Origin of the sequence: Micromonospora sp. RTGN7 (assembly GCF_033804645.1) — a bacterium.
GTDB lineage: Bacteria > Actinomycetota > Actinomycetes > Mycobacteriales > Micromonosporaceae > Micromonospora.
This window is the reverse complement of sequence record NZ_JAPZLF010000006.1, coordinates 311,031-325,246: the sequence shown is the minus strand read 5'-3', so window position 1 is coordinate 325,246 and position 14,216 is coordinate 311,031. Positions and strand designations below refer to the sequence as shown.

Here is a 14,216-nt window from a genome sequence, read left to right as displayed (position 1 = left end):
ATCGTCGAGGCCGATCAACTCATCGGGGCGCGGCGTACCGGGGTGGGCATCATCTACCTCGTCGTGAGCATTGTCGGCGGAGTGATCGCCGCGGCGGGGGGGGGGGGGGGGGGGGGGCGGGGGGGGGGGGGGGCGGGGGGGGGGGGCGCGGGGGGGGGGGGGGGGGGGGGGGGGGGGGGGCCCCCCCCCCCCCCCGCGTCTGTCGAGGTCATCGAGCTCAGGTGAGCTCGCTGGCGGTGACCCCGAAGGAGACGGTGTTGTCGGCCGGGTCGACGTCGGCGGGGCCGTCGCCCCAACCGAAGAGGGCATACAGCCGGACCGAGCCGGTGCCGAGGTCACCCGGCGCGATCTCCGCCGGCGCCCGCAGCAGCAGCCACGCCTGACGCTGCTCGCCCTCCATGAACCGCCCGCCCGACACCTCGCAGACGTTGCCGCCGCACATGCCGTCCGGCTCGACGCCGGCGATGCTCACCCCGGCGGGCAGCACCGCTTCCAGGAAGTACGTGTCGTGCGGGGCATCCCCGGCGGACCGGACGGTCACCGGCAGCCGGCCGAACCAGCTTCCGTCCGACTCTCTGGCCAGGGTGGCGGAGCCCACGGTCAACGACGCGTCGGTCTCGGTGTCCCAGACGTACGGCCGGGGATTGCGCAGCGAGCCGGTGGTGGAGCGGAACAGGGTCGTGAACGACCGCACGTCGTTGCCCGGGTTGGCGTCGCCCGTCTCGACCGACACCCGGCCTCCCGTGGCGTTCATTGCATCGGAACGCGGCGTGGTGAGCACCCGGAATTTGACGGCGAACTGTCGCCGCTCGCCGGGCTGGAGGGCCCCGCCCGGTACCACACAGTAGATCGTGCGCACAGGCCGCTCGGCACCATGGACGCATGCGTCGCTCGGCGTCAGGTCGACGAAGGCGCCGAGGACCGGCTCGGTGACGGCCAGGTCGAGGTGGGCAGCCTGGGCACCCCGGTAGGTCACGGTCACCGGCAGGCTGCCGGCGTACCCCCGGTCGGTCGGTTCCAGGACCAGTCGGCCGACCGAAACGGACGTGTCGTTCGGCGTCGCGGCCTGCGCGGCGGGTGCTGCGCCGAGTAGGGCGAGCCCCGCGCCTAGGACGCCGGCGATCAGCCGGCGAGAGGCGGCTCCGATCATGATGTTCCTCCGAATCCCCGTGTTCCGCAGGCGGCGGTCCCGTCGGCGGTGTTACTGGTAGGACACGGTTGACCCCGCAGGACGGTTGCAGCGCAGGGCCGTCGCCTACCTGACAGCCCCTGGCCACCCGCCAGGGGTCTCCGGCCAGCGGCCTGGCTTGTTCGCGGCCTGGCTTGTTCGCGGCCGGGCGGCGGAGCGACCGGTCTGCCGGCGCGGCGGTTGTGGTTGACTGGCGCGGGGAGAGGGGGCGGTCGTGCAGCTGCCGGGAGTGCTGGGAGAGCCGATTCGGTTCGTGCTGAACTGGGGCCGCCGCTACTCGCTCTGGGTGTTCAACTTCGGCCTGGCCTGCTGCGCGATCGAGTTCATCGCCACCAGCATGGGCCGGCACGACTTCATGCGGCTCGGGGTGATCCCGTTCGCCCACGGCCCGCGCCAGGCCGACCTGATGGTGGTCTCCGGCACGGTCACCGACAAGATGGCCCCGGCGATCAAGCGGCTCTACGACCAGATGCCCGAGCCGAAGTACGTCATTTCGTTCGGCGCCTGCTCCAACTGCGGCGGCCCGTACTGGGACTCGTACTCGGTGACCAAGGGCGTCGACCAGCTCATCCCCGTCGACGTCTACGTGCCCGGCTGCCCGCCCCGCCCGGAGGCCCTGCTACACGCCATCCTGCGCCTCCAGGAGAAGATCGCCGCCGAGCAGTCCGGCATCGGCGGCGTCCCCCGCCCCGACCCGCTCGCCTCCCCGGCCGACGCGCCCACCCCACCCTCCGGCGGCCAGTCTCCCCGCCCAGTCCAGTCGCTGACCGCCCCACCGGTCCGCCCACCCACCGCCCCCTGACCCCCACCCCCACCCCCACCCCCACCCCCACCCCCACCCCCACCCCCACCCCCACCCCCACCCCCACCCCCACCCCCACCCCCACCCCCACCCGCGCGATCTTGCAGTTGTGGCCCGGGCAAAGAGGGTGAAACGCCCTTACCGGGGGCCGTAAGTGCAAGATCGGCGCATCGGGGTGCGGTGCGGGCGGTGTCGATCGGGGCGGTAAGTCGGGCCGGTCGGCCAGGATCGCGGCGTGCTGGCGCGAAACGCCCAGGTCGGCGGCAACCTCGCAAGAGCGCCATGACCGTACGGCCGGACCTTTCCGGTGGGTTCGCCGCACGCTTCACGGCTGGGCACGCAGAACTGAGGTTGCCCCGTGGCGACCGGGGGCTAGCCTGCGGCCATGACCCAGTCTGCGGACCAGCGTTCCGCCTTCATCGTCGACGTGCTCACCGAGGAGTTCGGCGCGTCGATGGCGCTCGACCCGACGGCGTTCCGTCGCAAGTTCCGCAAGATGGCCGCCTCACCGTTCGCCTTCTACCGGGGCAGCGCCTCGCTCTTCTACGCCGACCAGTGCGGCGACTTCGCCGACGACGCGTTCCTGGACGAGCACACCAGCCGGGTGTGGATCCACGGGGACCTGCACGCGGAGAACTTCGGCACGTACATGAACGCCTCCGGGCAGTTGGTGTTCAACGTCAACGACTTCGACGAGGCGTACGTCGGGCCGTTCTCCTGGGACCTGCGGCGGCTCGCGGCCAGCGTCGCCCTGCTCGGGTACGCCAAGGCGCTCTCCGACACCGTGATCAGTGGCCTGGTCACCGGCTTCGCCGAGTCGTACCTGACCGAGCTGCGGGCGATCGCCGCAGGCGGGGACGACGCGATCGGCTCGATCACCCTGGACAACGCCGACGGGGTGCTGCGCCGGGTGCTTCAGCAGGCCCGGCTCAACACCCGGGTCGACCTGCTGGCGGTGCAGACCACCATCGACAACTACGAGCGGCGGTTCTCCGTCGGCGACGGGGTCTTCGAGATCGACGACGACACCCGGGCCAGGGTCTGCGCCGCGTTCCAGGACTACCTGGGCACCCTGCCCGAGTCCTCGGCGCGGCTGCGCCCGGTCGCCGCGCACATCAAGGACGTCGTGCTGCGCAAGGGGGTGGGCATCGGCTCGGCCGGGCTGCCGTCGTACAACCTACTGCTGGAGGGGAGCACCCAGGCGCTGGAGAACGACGTCGTCATCTACATGAAGCAGGCCCAGGTGCCGGCGGTGGCGCGGCACATCGTCGACGAGCGGGTACGCGGCTACTTCACGCACCAGGGGCACCGTACGGCCGAGTCGCAGCGGGCGCTCCAGGCGCACGCCGACCCGTGGCTGGGCTTCACCGAGTTGGACGGGGCCGGCCAGCTCGTCGCCGAGGTCTCCCCGTACGCGGCGGACCTGGACTGGGCGGACGTCAACGAGCCGGAGGAACTGGCCGGGGTGCTGGCCGACCTGGGCCGGGCGGTGGCCCGGATGCACTCGGTGGCCGACGACGAGTCCAGCCACGACCTGGTCGACTACTCCACCGAGGAGGCGATCGTCGCCGCGGTGGACGCCGACCCCGACGGGTTCGTCACCGCTCTGGTGGAGTTCGCCCACGCGTACGGGCTGCGGGCCCGCGAGGACCATCAGCTCTTCGTCGACCTGTTCCGCAACGGACGCCTCCCCGGCATCTGAGCCCCGGGCGGGCCGGCCGACCAGGTCAGGTGGTGAAGTCGAGCACCACCTTGATGTCGTCGGCGGTGGGGGTGTACGCCTCGGCATATGCCCCCACCGGCACCCGCCGGGTGATCAGCGAGGCCAGCCAGGCCAGGTCGGCCTGGGCGAGGGCCTCGGCGGCCAGGTCCCAGTGCCGACGGTTGGCGTTCACCGAGCCGAACACCACGTTGTTCTCCAGCACCAACTCCCGGTTGAGTGCCCCGGCGTCGAAGTCGATGGTTCGGCCAGGGGACACTCCGGTCAGGCAGACGACCCCGGCCGGCCCGGCCTTGCACATCGCGTCCAGCACGACCACGGGCGCGCCCGTGCACTCCACCACCACGTCCGGGTCGAGGTCGACCTGTCCCACCGGCTCCGTGTGGTACGTCGCGCCGAGCGCCCGGACCAGGCCCGGCTTCGGGCCGGTGGTGGCCCGGTCGAGTACGTGCACGGAGAGCCCGCGTTGGGTGGCCAGCAGCGCCGCCAGCAGGCCGATCGGCCCGGCTCCGGTGACCAGCACCGTCTGCGGCTGCCACTCGGCGCGGGTGCCGATCCGTTCGATGTGGTCCCACGCCTTCGCCACCACGCTGGCCGGTTCCAGGAGCATGCCGACCGGGGCGAGGGCCGGGTCCAGGCCGACCGCGAACCTCGGCTGCACCCGCCAGCGGTCCCGGGCGAAGCCGGGCAGCGCCTTGATTCCGTGTTCGGTGTACTCGCCGTTGCGGCACATGTCCCACTCGCCGACCGCGCAGTTGGGGCAGGGCACCGGGTCCGGGTGCCGGACGATGCCGGCGACCAGGTCACCGGGTTGCAGCGTGCCGCTCGGGTCCTCCAGCACCCGGCCCAGCGACTCGTGCCCGAGCACCAGGGCCGACGCGCCGGGTGGGGCCTCGCCGTAGTCCCCGGCGACGATCTCGTGGTCGGTGCCGCAGATCCCCACGGCGAGTGCCTCGACCAGGATCGCGCCCTCCTCGGCAAGCGGCTCGGGATGATCGTCGGCAAGGCGCAGCGAGTTCGGGACCCCGGGGGTGACAGTCACGGCGCGCACGACTCTCATCCTTCCCCGCCGGGCCTGCCGCCGCCCGGAAAAGCGGCCATCCGCCTCCGGCTCGGTGGTGGGTGACTGGCGAGGCCGGGCAGCCGGTCCGTGCGGCCCCGGGTGGGGCGGGCCGCCGGTGCCTGCGGGGCTCGGGTGGGGCGGGCTACCGCGTCGGGCCCGCACCGGCCATAGGATCAGCGGCATGACTCCGGAAGAGGTCGGCCAGCGGCTGGTGGCGCTGCTCGCGCCCGTCGAGGCCGCGGCGTCGGTCTCCGGCGGTCAGGCGTACGCCCGGGCCACCGTCGACGTACCCCCGGCGAGCTGGCGGGACGCGCTGGCCGCAGCCCGGGACGACCCGGACCTGACCTGCGACTTCTTCGACTGGCTCTCCGCCGTCGACCAGCTCGCCGACGGCTGCGAGGTGGTGGCCCACCTCTGGTCGACCGGGCACCGGCACGGCCTGCTGCTGCGCACCCGGGTCCCCTGGGACGCGCCGAGCGTGCCCTCGGTCGTCGACCTCTATCCCGGTGCGGCCTGGCACGAGCGGGAGACGTTCGAGATGTTCGGCGTCGACTTCCCCGGGCACGGCGAGCTGAAGCCGTTGCTGCTGCCGCCGGAGTTCGAGGGGCATCCGCTGCGCAAGGAGTTCGTGCTCGCCTCCCGGGTGGCGAAGCCGTGGCCGGGCGCGAAGGAACCGGGCGAGTCGCAGGCCGGCGGTGGTCGGCGCGCGGTCCGCCCGCCGGGCGTACCGGCTCCGGGGGAGTGGGGGCCGACGCCGACGCCCGCCGGCGCGGCCGGGGTCGGCGAGGGCCCGCGCGGTGGCACGCCGGCCCGCCCGGCGCGGGAACGTCCGGCCCGACCTGCCCCCGGTGCGCGCCCCGCGCCGCCGGAGCGCCCGGCCGGCGACGACACCGCCGGGGACGGGGGTACGGCCTGATGCCCGACTGGTTGGAGCTCGTCCTGCGGGTGGTCGGCGTGCTGGCTGCCTTCCTCATTCTGCCGCTGGTCGTCGGGCAGACCGAGCACAAGGTGATGGCGCACATGCAGGGCCGGCTCGGCCCGATGTACGCGGGTGGCTTCCACGGCTGGGCCCAGCTCGTCGCCGACGGGGTCAAGTTCGTGCAGAAGGAGGACATCACCCCGCGCGAGGCGGACCGGGCGGTGTTCCGGCTGGCCCCGGTGGTGGCCCTGGTGCCGTACCTGTTGGCCCTGCTGGTGATCCCGCTCGGCCCCGGCGACCTGGTCGGGCAGCCGCTGGACATCGGCCTGTTCTTCGTCCTGGCCGTGGTCGGGGTGGGCGTGGTGGCGGTGCTGATGTCGGCGTGGGCGTCGGCCAACAAGTACAGCCTGCTCGGCGGGCTGCGCGGGGCGGCCCAACTGCTCGGCTACGAGCTGCCGCTGGTGCTGGCCGCCGCGTCGGTGGCCATGGCGGCCGGCACGCTCAGCCTCTCCGGCATCGTCGAGGCGTGGCGACCCTGGTGGCTGCTCTGGCAGGCGCCCGCGATGATCATCTTCTTCGTCGCCGGGCTGGCCGAGATCCGGCGGCCCCCGTTCGACATGCCGATCGCCGACTCCGAGCTGGTCTTCGGGTACATGACGGAGTACACCGGCCTGCGCTTCGCGTTCTTCCTGCTCGCCGAGTACGCCGGCATCGTGGTGATCGCTGCCCTGACCACCGTGCTCTTCCTCGGCGGCTGGCAGGGCCCGTTCGCCGACGCCCAGCTCGGCTGGCTCTGGACCCTGCTCAAGGTCTTCGCCGTCTCGTTCGTGATCATCTGGCTCCGGGTGTCGTACCCCCGGCTGCGCGAGGACCAGCTCCAGCGCCTCTGCTGGCTGGTGCTGGTCCCCGCCTCCCTGGCCCAACTCGTACTGACCGTCACCCTCCGCGTAGCCCTCTAACCCCACCCCACCCAACCCCCACCCCCACCCCACCCCCACCCCACCCCACCCCACCCCCACCCCACCCAACCCCCGCGATCTTGCAGTTGCGGCCCCGGCCAAAGGTGCGAAAGGTGCGTTATGGGGGCCCGAAGTGCAAGATCGCGGGCAGGAGAGGTGGTGGGGTTAGTGCAGGGGGGTGTGGGACGGGTTGACGCGTTCGGGCACCGGAGGGGGTGGGGGCGGGGTGCCGTCGCCGAAGGGACGGCCGCCGAGGGCCTCCCGGCCGTGTGGGGTGAGCCAGTTCGACAGCTCGGGGCCGAGGGGCACCACGCCGGTCGGGTTGATGTCCCGGTGCACCTCGTAGTAGTGCCGCTTGATGTGGTCGAAGTCGACGGTGTCGCCGAACCCGGGCGTGGCGAACAGGTCCCGGGCGTACGCCCACAGCACCGGCATCTCGGTGAGCTTCTGCCGGTTGCACTTGAAGTGGCCGTGGTAGACCGGGTCGAAACGGACCAGCGTGGTGAACAGCCGCACGTCCGCCTCGGTGATCGAGTCGCCGACCAGGTACCGCTGCCCCGCCAGCCGCTCGGTCAGCCAGTCCAGCCGGTCGAACAGCCGGTGGTACGACTTCTCGTACGCCTCCTGGCTGCCGGCGAAGCCACACCGGTAGACGCCGTTGTTGACGTCGGCGAAGACCACCGCGTTGACCTCGTCGATCTCGTCGCGCAGCCGCTGCGGGTAGAGCTCCGGTGCGCCCTCGCGGTGGTACGCCGTCCACTCGGTCGACAGGTCCAGGCCCATCTGGACGTAGTCGTTGGTGACCACCTGCCCGGTCGGCACGTCCACGATCGCCGGCACGGTGATGCCCCGCTCGTATCCGGGGAACCGGGCGAAGAACGCCTCGGCCAGCCGCTCGATGTCGAGCACCGGGTCCCGCCCGCCCGGGTCCAGGTCGAACGTCCAGCTCCTGGCGTCGTGGGTGGGCCCGGCGACGGCCATCGAGATGGCGTCCTCCAGACCGAGCAGCCGGCGGACAATGATCAGTCGACTGGCCCAGGGACAGGCGCGGCTGACCGCGAGCCGGTACCGGCCGGGCTCGACCGGCCAGCCGTCCCGCCCGTCCTCGGTGATCCGGGTGGCGATGTACCGCTGGTCGCGGGTGAACTCCCCGCCGGGCTCGACGTACTTTCCACCGGTCGTCGCGCCTGCTCCGTCGTCCACGTCGCCCCCTCGGTTCCGCCTTCGGTCTCCGTCCCCCCATCTTGGCGGATCCGGTGCCGGCCGGCCGGCTCGCGGAGGGTCTGCCACCGGCGAGCGGGCAAGGGCCGGCGCCGGTGGGGCACCCCGCCGACGCCGGTAACGAACGGACGCGGTGGCTAGGCTTCGCCGGGTGAACGACGTGGAGACGACGGCCCGGCGGTTCATCGCCGACGTGTGGAACGCCCGGCGCGAGGAGTCCGCGTACGAGTTGGTCGCCCCCGGGTGCCCGGGGCTGGGCGGGACCGGGCCGGAGGCGGCGCTGGCCTGGCACCGCCAGCGCCGGTCGGCCTTCCCGGACCTGCGCTACAAGACGGTGGACGTGGTGGCGTCCGACGAGCGGGTGGCCGTGCACTGGCGGGCCGCCGGCACCCAGACGGGCGCGTTCGGGCCGGTGCCGGCCACCGGGCAGGTGGTCAGCTTCTCGGGGGCGACGTTCCTGCGCTTCGACCCGGAGGGGCGGATCGCCGACGTGTGGCACTGCACCGAGCTGTTCCAACTGCTCCAGCAGCTCGGCGTCGAGGTGCTGCCACCGGTCAGAGATGCCGAGGCGTCAACCGACTGACCGGCAGGTTCACCGGGAAGGGTTCGCCGGTGTCCACGAACTTCGTCCAGCGCCCGGTCTCGGCGTACACCTGGTTGACCGGGTCGAGCTTGTGGGTGTGGACGACCAACCCGTCGTCCTCCACCTCGATCCGCCAGAAGAACGGGATGTCGGCCTGGGCGTACAACGCGGGCTTGAGCACCCGGTCGATGGAGCGGGTGCTCGGGGAGACGATCTCGACGACCAGCACCACCTCGTGCGGCTCGTACCGGGACGGCTGGCGCATCGCCGCGGCCGAGGTGGTGACCAGCACATCGGGGATGAACGAGCGGCTGCGGTTGATCCGTACCTCGACGGCCTGGGTCACGTCGTAGTCGTCGGGGCAGTCCTCTTCGAGCGCGACCATCAGTCGGCCGGCGATGGTCTGGTGCACGCGGGTGGGGGAGGGGGACACAAGCAGCACTCCGTCGATCAGTTCGCGGCGGCGACCGTCCTCGGGCATCCCGTCGAGGTCGTCGGTCGTCCACCCGCCCTCGGGCGGGTGGTCGCTCTGCAACGCGGCGGTCATCGGACCGGTCCTTTCCAGTGCGTCGTTCTCCCCACGGTCACCGTACCGCCGCAAAGCGCCGGGTGGTGCTCGCGCACGCCGGGGACACAGGGCAGGATGGTCGGCATGAGCGAGCGCAGCGGGGTGCCCGGCGAGGGGCTGGTGAAGGGCCTGGCGGTCACCCTGAAGACGATGACCCGCCGCTCGACCACCCAGCAGTACCCGGACGTGGCCCCCGAGTTGCCACCCCGATCTCGGGGCGTCATCGCGCTGCTGGCGGAGAACTGCACGGTCTGCATGCTCTGCGCCCGCGAGTGTCCGGACTGGTGCATCTACATCGACTCCCACAAGGAGGAGGTGGCGGTGCCCGGCGCCGCCCGCCCCCGCCAGCGCAACGTGCTCGACAAGTTCGACATCGACTTCTCCCTCTGCATGTACTGCGGCATCTGCATCGAGGTCTGCCCCTTCGACGCGCTCTACTGGTCGCCCGAGTTCGAGTACGCCGAGTACGACATCAAGAACCTGCTGCACGACAAGGACCACCTCGGCGAGTGGATGGGCACCGTCCCGCCGCCGCCCGCGCACGACCGCCACGGCGAGCCGGCGAAGGAGGAGGCGACCGCCGCGCGCAAGGCCGCGGCCCCCGCCGGCCCCGCCGCCCGTCCGGCCCCTTCCCCGGTACGCCCCGAGCCCGGTGCCGCCCCCGACCCGGGTGCCGCCTCGTGACCGCTGCGGACGCGTTGCTGCTGGGCCTCGGCGCGGTGGCGGTCGGTGCGGGCGCGCTGGTGGTGACCACCCGGCACCTGGTCCGGGCCGGCCTCTACCTGGTGGTCTGCCTGGGCGCGCTGGCCGGCGTCTACCTGGTGCTCACCGCCGAGCTGGTGGCCTGGGTGCAGGTGCTGATCTACGTGGGCGCCGTGGTGGTGCTGCTGCTCTTCGCGGTGATGCTGACCCGCGCCCCGATCGGCGCCTCCGACGACCTGGACCGGCCCGGCTGGCCGGCCGCCCTGATCGGCGGTGGCACCGGCCTGGGGCTGACCGCCCTGCTGGTCGACGCGTTCCGCTGGACGCGGGTCGACCTGCCCGAGCCGGGCACCGCCGAGCGCCTCGGTGAGCAGGTCTTCGGCGCGTGGGTGCTGCCGTTCGAGGTGCTCTCGGTGCTGCTGCTGGCCGCCCTGGTCGGCGCCATCGTGCTCTCCCGCCCCGACATCGGCCGCCCGTCGGCCGACCGGCCGGGGCCGACGGCGGGGGGCCGCCGGTGAGGCCGGTCATCCCGTACGTCACCGCCGCCCTGCTCTTCGGCCTCGGCGGGTACGGCGTGCTGCGCCGCCGCAACGCGGTGCTGGTGCTGATGGCGGTCGAGTTGATGCTCAACGCGGTCAACCTGATCCTGGTCACCGCCGACACCACGGTCCGGGCGCAGTTGCCGCACGCCGGGCAGGTCTTCGCCCTCTTCGTGATCGTCCTCGCCGCCGCCGAGATCGGCGTCGGGCTGGCGATCGTGCTCCAGCTCTACCGGCTGCGGGCCAGCGTCGCCGTCGACGAGGTGCCGCTGACCGAGCGTCCGAGCGCCGCCGGCACGGAGCAGACCGCGACGGCCGGCGAGGTGATCCGGTGACCGGGCTGCTCGGCGCGCTGCTGCCGGCCGTACCCCTGGTGGCGGGTCTGGTCGGGCTGCTGCTGCCGCCCTCGCCGCGCGGCGCGGCCACCGACGGCAGCCGCGCCGGGACCGCCACCGGCGCGGTCACCACCGACGGCAACCGCGCCAGGACCGCCACCGGCGAGGCCTGGGCCCGGCGGGCGGCGATCGGCCTCGGCGTGACCGGGGCAGCCGGGGCGCTGCTGATCGCGGTCGTCCTGCTGGCCCAGGTCGGTCAGCCGGTGGAGACCTCGACCACCTGGGTCGACCTGGGCGGGCTGCGGGTGACCCTCGGCGTCCGACTCGACGGGGCCGCCGCCCTGGTCGCGGTCGCCGTCACGGCGGTGGCCCTCGCGGTGCAGGTCTACTCGGTGGGCTACCTGAGGCGGGGCCCGCACGACGACGTCGAGGTCGACCACCGCTACCCGCCGTACGCGGCGCAGATCAGCCTCTTCACCGCCGCGATGCTGCTGGTGGTGGTGGCCGGCGACCTGATCATGCTGCTGGTCGGCTGGGAGGTGATGGGCATCTGCTCGTATCTGCTCATCGCCCACGACCGCCGGCTGCCCGAGGCACCGGCCGCCGCGATGAAGGCGTTCCTGGTGACCCGGGTCGGCGACGTCGGCTTCCTGCTCGGCATCGCCCTGCTCGGCGTCTCGGCGGGCAGCTTCCGGATCGCCGACGTGCTTGCCCACGACCACGCCGCCGGCACGCTGACCGCCGCCTGCCTGCTGCTGCTCGCCGGGGTGGCCGGCAAGAGCGCCCAGTTCCCGCTGCACACCTGGCTGCCCGACGCGATGGCCGGCCCGACCCCGATCTCCGCACTGATCCACGCCGCGACGATGGTGGCCGCCGGCGTGTACGCGGTGACCCGGCTCTACCCGCTGTTCCAGGCGGCCCCGGTGGCGCTGGCCGTGCTCGGGGTGATGGCCTCGGTGACCCTGCTGCTCGGCGCGTTCGCCGCCACCGCCCAGGACGACCTCAAGCGGGTGCTGGCCTGGTCGACGGTCTCCCAGATCGGCTACATGACCGGCGCGCTCGCGGTCGGCTCGACGCCTGCCGCGCTGTTCCACCTGCTCACCCACGCCGCCTTCAAGGCGCTGCTCTTCCTGGCGGCCGGCGCGGTGATCCACGCGGTCGGCACCACGCTGATGTCCCAGATGGGCGGGCTGCGCCGGAGCATGCCGGTCACCTTCTGGTGCACGGTGATCGGGCTCGGGGCGCTGGCCGGGGTGCCGCCGCTGTCGGGTTTCTGGAGCAAGGACGGCGTGCTCACCGTCGCGGGCGACGCCGCCCGGCACGGCACCGGCCCGGCACCGTCCTGGGTGGGTTGGCTGGTCTGGCTGGCCGGGCTGGTCGGCGTAGCGGTCACCGCCTGGTACGCCACCCGCCTGCTGCTGCGCACCTTCTTCGGCGAGCCGCGGATGCCGCTGGCCCACCCGCACGACCCGCCCGCGGTGATGCGCTGGCCGGTGCTGCTGCTCGCCGTGCCGGCCGCCCTGCTCGGTCTGGCCGGCTTCGACTGGGCCTTCGCCCGCCGGTTGCTGCTCACGCCCACCGTCGGCGAGCCGGTAGGGGAGCACCTCCTGATCCACGTCGGCCCGGAGTTGCTACTGCCGCTGGCGCTGCTGGCCGCTGGGGCGGGGCTGGCCTGGATCCGCTGGCGGCGGGACCCGTCCGCCGACCCGGCGACGGCGCTGGGTCCGCTGCGGCCGGTGTTCGCCGCCGGGTTCCGGCTCGACGACGTCCAGCGTGCCCTCGTCGTACGCCCCACGGTGGCGCTGGGCCGGGCGGCGCGTACCGCCGACGAGGTGGTGGTGGACGGCGCGGTCGCAGGAAGCGGTCGGGCCGTGCTCGGCCTCGGCGGTGCCCTGGCGGCGCTGCACCGCGCGGCGCTGCCCCGCGCGGTCGTCGGGGTGCTGGCCGGGGCGCTGCTGATCGGGTTGGCTGCCGTGCTGATCGGAGGGGCCGCGTGAGGCAGGTCGAAGCGGTGCCGTCGCGAGTGAAGGGGGAGCGGTGACGTTCGGACAGTTCCTGCTCGTCGCGGCGCTGGCCGTTCCGGCGCTCGGTGCGGCCTTGGTCGCCGTCGTCCCCCGGGACCGGGCGGCCCGCCTTCTCGGCACGGCGGCGGCCGGGTTGACCCTGGCGGCCACGGTGGCGCTGGTCGCCGGCGACCGGGGCTGGACGAGCTACGGGCCGGCCCCGGCCGTGCACCCCTGGCACCAGCTCGACCTGCCCTGGGTGCCCGGCCTCGACCTGCGCTTCCACCTGGGCGTGGACGGCATCTCGTACCCCCTGCTGGTGCTGACCGCGCTGCTCACCCTGCTCTGCTGCGCGTACACGGTGTGGAAGGTGCCCACCGGCGGCGGCAGCGGCCGGGCCCTCGTGGCGTTGCTGCTGGTGATCGAGGTCGGCATCCTCGGCACCTTCCTCGCCCTCGACCTGGTCCTGTTCTTCTGCTTCTTCGAGGTCGTCCTGCTCCCCATGTACGCGATCATCGCCGGCTGGGGCGGCGCGGACCGGCGGCGGGCGGCCCGCAAGTTCGCCCTCTACACCCTGCTCGGCTCGGTGCTGCTGCTCGTCGGTGTCTACGTCGTGGTGGCCGCCGCCGGCACCGCCGACCTCGTCGCGCTGACCGGCGGGGCGGGGCTGTCCCGGGGCACCCAACTCGTCGCGTTCACCCTGCTCGGGCTGGCGTTCGCGGTGAAGAGCCCGCTCTGGCCGTTGCATTCCTGGCTGCCCGACGCACACACCCAGGCCCCCACCGTCGGCAGCGTCGTGCTCGCCGGGGTGCTGCTCAAGATGGGCACGTACGGGCTGATCCGGGTCGCCGTCGGGGTGGCCCCCGAGGGGGCCAGCTGGGCCGCGCCGGTGCTCGGGGTGCTCGCCGTCGCGGCGATCGGAGTCGGCTCGCTGGTCTGCCTCGCCCAGAGCGAGCTGAAGCGGCTCATCGCGTACTCCAGCGTCGGGCACATGGGGTTCGTGCTGCTCGGGGTGGCCACGCTCACCGCCACCGGCATCCAGGCCGCGCTGATCGGCAACATCGCGCACGGGGTGATCACCGGCCTGCTCTTCTTCCTGGCCGGGGCGATCAAGGACCGGACGGGCACCGGCTCGCTGGCCGAGCTCTCCGGGCTGCGGGAGACCGCCCCCCGGCTGGCCGGGCTGCTCGGCTTCGCCGCCGTCGCCTCGCTCGGCCTGCCCGGGCTGGCCGGGTTCTGGGGCGAGGCGTTCGCCGTGGTCGCCGCGATCGCGCGGGGCGGGGTGTTCTGGACCGTCCTCGGCGTGCTGGCTGCGGTCGGCGGCGCGCTGACCGCCGCGTACCTGCTGCGGCTGCTGCGCCGGGTCACCCACGGCCGGCCCAGCCCGGCCGTCGGCACCGTGTCCCCGGGGCTGGCCGCCGCCGAGCTGACCACCTGGGCGCCGCTGGTGCTGCTCGCCCTCGCCGTCGGCCTCGCCCCCACCCTGGTCTCCGGCGTCGCCGCCGACCCGGTGGCCGCGCTCCTGGAGGCCGTCAAGTGAGCGCGAGGAGTGCAGCGGAGCGGAGCCCCGCAGTCGTGAACAAAGGCTGGCGCTCGTGAGCGCGAGGAGTGCA

General features: G+C 73.4%; 14 protein-coding genes. 10 read left to right on the top strand and 4 right to left on the bottom strand.

Annotated features, from left to right (window positions below):
* Positions 1-217: 217 nt before the first annotated feature.
* A complete protein-coding gene (locus SNR22_RS11975) occupies positions 218-1,150 on the bottom strand; it encodes a hypothetical protein (RefSeq protein WP_320066584.1) in 933 nt (310 codons plus the stop codon).
* Between the two features lie 253 nt (positions 1,151-1,403).
* Between SNR22_RS11975 and SNR22_RS11970 the strand changes: the two genes are divergently transcribed.
* Together SNR22_RS11970 and SNR22_RS11965 are read left to right on the top strand one after the other, a co-directional pair.
* Positions 1,404-1,991: an NADH-quinone oxidoreductase subunit B family protein gene (locus SNR22_RS11970; RefSeq protein ID WP_320066583.1), complete on the top strand. Its 588-nt coding sequence runs from the start codon at positions 1,404-1,406 to the stop codon at positions 1,989-1,991.
* A gap of 385 nt (positions 1,992-2,376) precedes the next feature.
* Positions 2,377-3,693 (top strand): DUF2252 domain-containing protein, encoded by a 1,317-nt coding sequence (locus tag SNR22_RS11965; protein WP_320066582.1) that lies wholly within the window; start codon positions 2,377-2,379, stop codon positions 3,691-3,693.
* A 25-nt stretch (positions 3,694-3,718) separates the two neighbouring features.
* Here SNR22_RS11965 and SNR22_RS11960 read toward each other — a convergent pair whose 3' ends face one another.
* Positions 3,719-4,762 carry a glucose 1-dehydrogenase gene (locus tag SNR22_RS11960; protein WP_320066581.1) on the bottom strand — a complete coding sequence of 348 codons (1,044 nt, stop codon included), beginning with the start codon at positions 4,760-4,762 and terminating at the stop codon, positions 3,719-3,721.
* A 193-nt stretch (positions 4,763-4,955) separates the two neighbouring features.
* Between SNR22_RS11960 and SNR22_RS11955 the strand changes: the two genes are divergently transcribed.
* Positions 4,956-5,690, top strand: a complete 735-nt coding sequence (locus SNR22_RS11955) for an NADH-quinone oxidoreductase subunit C (protein ID WP_320066580.1) — start codon at positions 4,956-4,958, stop codon at positions 5,688-5,690.
* The gene (locus SNR22_RS11950) at positions 5,690-6,652 is read left to right on the top strand and encodes a complex I subunit 1 family protein (RefSeq protein WP_320066579.1); all 963 of its coding nucleotides are present in this window, start codon (positions 5,690-5,692) and stop codon (positions 6,650-6,652) included. Before SNR22_RS11955 ends, SNR22_RS11950 begins: the two co-directional genes overlap by 1 nt.
* A 165-nt stretch (positions 6,653-6,817) precedes the next feature.
* Here SNR22_RS11950 and SNR22_RS11945 read toward each other — a convergent pair whose 3' ends face one another.
* A complete protein-coding gene (locus SNR22_RS11945) occupies positions 6,818-7,855 on the bottom strand; it encodes a glutathione S-transferase family protein (RefSeq protein WP_320066578.1) in 1,038 nt (345 codons plus the stop codon).
* Between the two features lie 169 nt (positions 7,856-8,024).
* Between SNR22_RS11945 and SNR22_RS11940 the strand changes: the two genes are divergently transcribed.
* Positions 8,025-8,456: an ester cyclase gene (locus tag SNR22_RS11940; protein ID WP_320066577.1), complete on the top strand. Its 432-nt coding sequence runs from the start codon at positions 8,025-8,027 to the stop codon at positions 8,454-8,456.
* On the opposite strand, the gene SNR22_RS11935 is transcribed toward SNR22_RS11940, so the two are convergent.
* The gene (locus tag SNR22_RS11935; RefSeq protein WP_320066576.1) at positions 8,428-9,003 is read right to left on the bottom strand and encodes a Uma2 family endonuclease; all 576 of its coding nucleotides are present in this window, start codon (positions 9,001-9,003) and stop codon (positions 8,428-8,430) included. The genes SNR22_RS11940 and SNR22_RS11935 overlap by 29 nt on opposite strands.
* 105 nt (positions 9,004-9,108) lie before the next feature.
* On the opposite strand from SNR22_RS11935, the gene SNR22_RS11930 reads away from it, so the two are divergent.
* Genes SNR22_RS11930 through SNR22_RS11910 form a run of 5 tightly spaced genes read left to right on the top strand, consistent with a single transcriptional unit; the run spans position 9,109 to position 14,143 of the window.
* Positions 9,109-9,708, top strand: a complete 600-nt coding sequence (locus SNR22_RS11930; RefSeq protein WP_320066575.1) for an NADH-quinone oxidoreductase subunit I — start codon at positions 9,109-9,111, stop codon at positions 9,706-9,708.
* A complete protein-coding gene (locus SNR22_RS11925; RefSeq protein WP_320066574.1) occupies positions 9,705-10,244 on the top strand; it encodes an NADH-quinone oxidoreductase subunit J in 540 nt (179 codons plus the stop codon). Before SNR22_RS11930 ends, SNR22_RS11925 begins: the two co-directional genes overlap by 4 nt.
* Entirely contained in the window at positions 10,241-10,600 is a 360-nt protein-coding gene (nuoK, locus tag SNR22_RS11920; RefSeq protein ID WP_320066573.1) for an NADH-quinone oxidoreductase subunit NuoK, read from the top strand. Before SNR22_RS11925 ends, nuoK begins: the two co-directional genes overlap by 4 nt.
* Complete coding sequence (locus SNR22_RS11915) at positions 10,597-12,597, top strand: NADH-quinone oxidoreductase subunit L (protein ID WP_320066572.1); 2,001 nt, start codon at positions 10,597-10,599, stop codon at positions 12,595-12,597. The genes nuoK and SNR22_RS11915 overlap by 4 nt, the downstream gene beginning before the upstream one ends.
* Before the next feature lie 40 nt (positions 12,598-12,637).
* Positions 12,638-14,143 carry an NADH-quinone oxidoreductase subunit M gene (locus SNR22_RS11910; RefSeq protein ID WP_320066571.1) on the top strand — a complete coding sequence of 502 codons (1,506 nt, stop codon included), beginning with the start codon at positions 12,638-12,640 and terminating at the stop codon, positions 14,141-14,143.
* Positions 14,144-14,216 lie beyond the last annotated feature (73 nt).

Coding starts and splice junctions, on each gene's coding strand:
- SNR22_RS11955 (WP_320066580.1), top strand. CDS start 4,956: ATGACTCCGGAAGAGGTCGGCCAGCGGCTGGTGGCGCTGCTCGCGCCC.
- SNR22_RS11935 (WP_320066576.1), bottom strand. CDS start 9,003: ATGACCGCCGCGTTGCAGAGCGACCACCCGCCCGAGGGCGGGTGGACG.
- SNR22_RS11930 (WP_320066575.1), top strand. CDS start 9,109: ATGAGCGAGCGCAGCGGGGTGCCCGGCGAGGGGCTGGTGAAGGGCCTG.
- SNR22_RS11965 (WP_320066582.1), top strand. CDS start 2,377: ATGACCCAGTCTGCGGACCAGCGTTCCGCCTTCATCGTCGACGTGCTC.
- SNR22_RS11975 (WP_320066584.1), bottom strand. CDS start 1,150: ATGATCGGAGCCGCCTCTCGCCGGCTGATCGCCGGCGTCCTAGGCGCG.
- SNR22_RS11950 (WP_320066579.1), top strand. CDS start 5,690: ATGCCCGACTGGTTGGAGCTCGTCCTGCGGGTGGTCGGCGTGCTGGCT.